This is a genomic window from Nocardia sp. NPDC002869 (assembly GCF_046764065.1).
GTDB lineage: Bacteria > Actinomycetota > Actinomycetes > Mycobacteriales > Mycobacteriaceae > Nocardia > Nocardia rhamnosiphila.
Map to the genome: position 1 here is coordinate 1 of NZ_JBKOOL010000286.1, position 3404 is coordinate 3404.

Below are 3404 nucleotides of genomic sequence, written 5' to 3' on the forward strand. Positions count from 1 at the left end.
CCGTCGTCGGCCGACGACGGGACGGGCCCGTCTCCGTAGGAATATCCGGCTGTCCAGCTACTGGACCCCGCACCGGGTGGTTGTGATCTATTCCATGCTCTCCGGGGCGCTATCCGCTGTGTACTGGCGCCCGAGCAGCGGATAGCCGGGACTCGTCGCTCGGTGTCGCCACTTCGTTATGCACCGGTGAGGGTGCTGGTTTACCATGGGCAACCATCTGTTCGTTCTACCCGGAAGGTGTCATCGCCGGGCGAATCCGCACTATCGATCGAGGGGTTGAGTGGCGCATGGCCGTGGGGCGCATCAAGCGATTGCTTGCAGTAGCCGGAGCGGCCGGATGCCTGGGGCTGGTCGGGGGGCCGGCACTCGCTCAAGCGAATCCGGGCCGGGGGCCGATGACCGAACAAGGCCTCTCCGGCAGTGGCGGCGACGGCCTCACCCCGCCTCTCCCGGGGGCGCAACCTCCCGCGGGCGGCGGCCCGCTCGCCATACCGGGCAGCGAACCGGAGTCGGGGGATGCGACCGGAGAGCGAGCTTCGCCCGAATCGGGCGCACCCACCGGTCTGGGAACGGGTAGCAGTGCGCCGGCGCCGGATCCCGGTACCGGTAGCAGCGGTGCGGATTCCGGTGACATCGCGCAGTGGCAGCCCCTGGGCATCCCCGGCCGGGTCCAGGAGCCGGAAGCGGTCGACGCCGCCGAGCCGGCGCCGGACGCTGCTCCGCGACCGGATCCTGCGCAGGTTGCCGAACCTCTGGGCCCGGCGGGCTTGGGCACCGCTCTGGGTACCATCCTGGCCACCGGTTCGGCCGCCGTCGGCTCGGCCGCCGCGGCGCCCCTGGGGGCCACCGGCTCCGCCGCACTCGGTACCGGATCGGCAGTCCTCGGAACAGGTTCCGCCGCAGTGGGTTCGGCCGGTCTCGGGGTGGGCGCGACCGGTTCCGCCGCACTGGGCACCGGTTCGGCAGCGCTCGGTACCGGTTCGGCCGCAGTGGGTTCGGCCGGAGCCGGGGTACTGGGTACGGGCTCCGCCGCGCTGGGTTCGGCGGGAGTCGGAGTGCTCGGCACCGGTTCGGCCGGTGTGGGTTCGGCTGCGGTGGGTTCCGCGGCTACAGGGTCCGCTGCCGCCGGTTCGGCGGCGACCGGCTCCGCCGCGCTGGGTTCGGCCGGTGTGGGTTCCGCGGCCCCGCTGCTGCTCCTGCTGCTGCCGGTGCCCCCGGTTCCGGCGCCCCCGCCCCCGGTCGGGCCGCCACTGGCATTACCGGCGCCCGGCGGCGGTGCGGGTGCCGGTGCTCCGGTAATCGGTGTGGCCGTTCCGGTGCCCGCGGTCGCGCCGTCGGCCGTCCCCGCTGCGCCCGCTCCCGGTGGATCCGCGCCGTCGGTCGCCGCCGCGTCACCGAATCATGCGGTGCGCCCGACGAACGCCGAGGGCCTGCTGCCCGAACCCAAGGTCCTGTCGGTGATCGGCGGGCTGATCGCCTTGGCCATCGCCGGCGGCGGTTCGGCCGTGATGAGCTATCACAGCGCCGCACAGGCACAGGCGCGGGTCGACGCCGCGCGGGCCGAATTCTTCGGAGCGGGTGCGTGATCGCGATGACGCAGAGCCGGACACAGAGCGCCCGGGCCTATCGGCGGGTCGCCGCCGCGGTCGACGCGGTGTGCGCGATCGCCGCCGATGCCGACGCCACCACACTCGATGAAGTGGTGGACGCGGTGGCCGCCGAGCGGGGCCGCCCGATCGAAATCGCCGACGCCGACCTCGGTCCCGGGGTCTGCGGCCAGCGTCGCTACTACCCGACCAAGGACATCATCGTGCTCGCCAGTGCGCTGCCGAGCCGGGACCATACGCTGGCCCACGAGCTGGGGCATATCGTCTTCGATCACGAGGGTGCCCCGGCCCCCGAGGTGACACTGGAGGTGAGCGACGAGCTCATCGCCTACATGCTGAGTCAGCGCGCCCATCAGACCGCAGTCGAGGACGGCGAGGACGATCAGTCCGAATGGGAGGCCGAAACTTTCGCCGCCATGCTGATGACGCGGCTGCGCGTGTTCAACAGCCGGGGCGCGGGCGTCTCGGTCCTTCGATTCGATGAGGCTCTGGGATGACGTTCTGGTTGACCGCCCTGATCGTCTGGGTCGCCGCGGGCGCGCGGGTGGGGCGGGTACTCGTCAAACCCGCGACCACCGCGCGGGTGGCGATAGTTATGGCCGTTTCGGCGGTCGCGCTGGCCTGTACCGCCGCGGTGCCGGATGTGGCATTGGCCGTCGACAACTTACTGCCCGGCGGATTGCCGGCGGGCCGGCTGTCGGAGGGGCTGGTGGTCTCCGCCTGGCTGCTCTTCGCTGCCGCGACCTCGGTGGTCGCCTCGGCGGCCTGGCCTGTGGTTTCGCGCCGTAATCTGCGCCAGATCGCCGGGGGCATATACGGAACCGGGCTCTTCGCCGTCGCCGGCACCCTCAGCGCATCGTTCACCGCGGGTTGGGTGGTCACCGCGGCGGCCGGTGCCTTCATCGTGGTGACCGGTCTACGTAACCTGAGCTGGACCGCGCTCGGCCGGGGTATCGCCGTCTACGTGACGGGGACCGCGCTGGTGGTCGTGCTGGCCGTCGGGCAGGTGCAGCGGGGGCTCACCGGAGCTATCCGTTCCGGGCCGGGCGAGCCGGCCTGGGCCTGGCCGCTCTGGCAACTGGCCGCATTGCTCATCGCCTTCGGCGCGGTGTGGATCGTGGTGGAGATGTGGGTGCGGGGACGGTTGCTGTTGCGCCGGGTGCAGACGTTGCACAAAGTCCTGGTCGAACGCTTTCCAGAGGTCGTTCAGGAGGAGACCGGGACATCGACCCAGCTCAAGGCGTCGGATCGGGTCGCGCAGATCATGGATGCGCTGTATCTGCAGTCGGGGGGCGGTGTCGAGATCGCGGCTGCCGGGGAGCCTCCCGCCGCGGTGTCCGCCCGTGCGGAACGGGTGGCGCAGTGGGCCAGGAATCCGCTGGGCCGGGCCGTGGTGGACTCCCGCTGGATCGCACCGCCGGAGGGCATCAGCCCACGCGGATGGGTGCAGGCGATCGCCGCGGCCTTCGAAGCGCAGCCGGAACCGACCGAGCGAACGACGGTCACGGTTACGTAGTTGCCCGAGGTATGCGGTACGCCCGTTACGTCACTGTGATTATCCCTGGCGAACCCCAGTAATCGTGCCGATCGGTCGGTCTGCATTCTTGCGTGCGGCAGAACTTCGGACACATCGTGAGCTTCACCGAAGTAATTTTTCCCGCCTATGGGAACATCCTGCGGGGATTTCCGGGGCACAGGCGTGGGGGGGGGGGGGGCGCCGGGGGGGTGGGGGGCCCCGCCCCCGGGGGGGGGGGGGTGGTTGAGGGCGCGGGCAAAGGACCGAAGGAAGAAGGGAGC

Annotated in this window: 3 protein-coding genes; all 3 read left to right on the top strand. The window is 71.2% G+C overall.

Annotated elements, in window-relative coordinates; all coding sequences use genetic code 11:
• Positions 1–395 precede the first annotated feature (395 nt).
• Genes ACLML9_RS28150 through ACLML9_RS28160 form a run of 3 tightly spaced genes read left to right on the top strand, consistent with a single transcriptional unit; the run spans position 396 to position 3123 of the window.
• Positions 396–1586 carry a hypothetical protein gene (locus ACLML9_RS28150; RefSeq protein ID WP_411948336.1) on the top strand — a complete coding sequence of 397 codons (1191 nt, stop codon included), beginning with the start codon at positions 396–398 and terminating at the stop codon, positions 1584–1586.
• Between the two features lie 5 nt (positions 1587–1591).
• Positions 1592–2104: an ImmA/IrrE family metallo-endopeptidase gene (locus ACLML9_RS28155; RefSeq protein WP_411948338.1), complete on the top strand. Its 513-nt coding sequence runs from the start codon at positions 1592–1594 to the stop codon at positions 2102–2104.
• Positions 2101–3123 (top strand): hypothetical protein, encoded by a 1023-nt coding sequence (locus ACLML9_RS28160; protein WP_411948337.1) that lies wholly within the window; start codon positions 2101–2103, stop codon positions 3121–3123. Before ACLML9_RS28155 ends, ACLML9_RS28160 begins: the two co-directional genes overlap by 4 nt.
• The last annotated feature ends 281 nt before the right edge of the window (positions 3124–3404 follow it).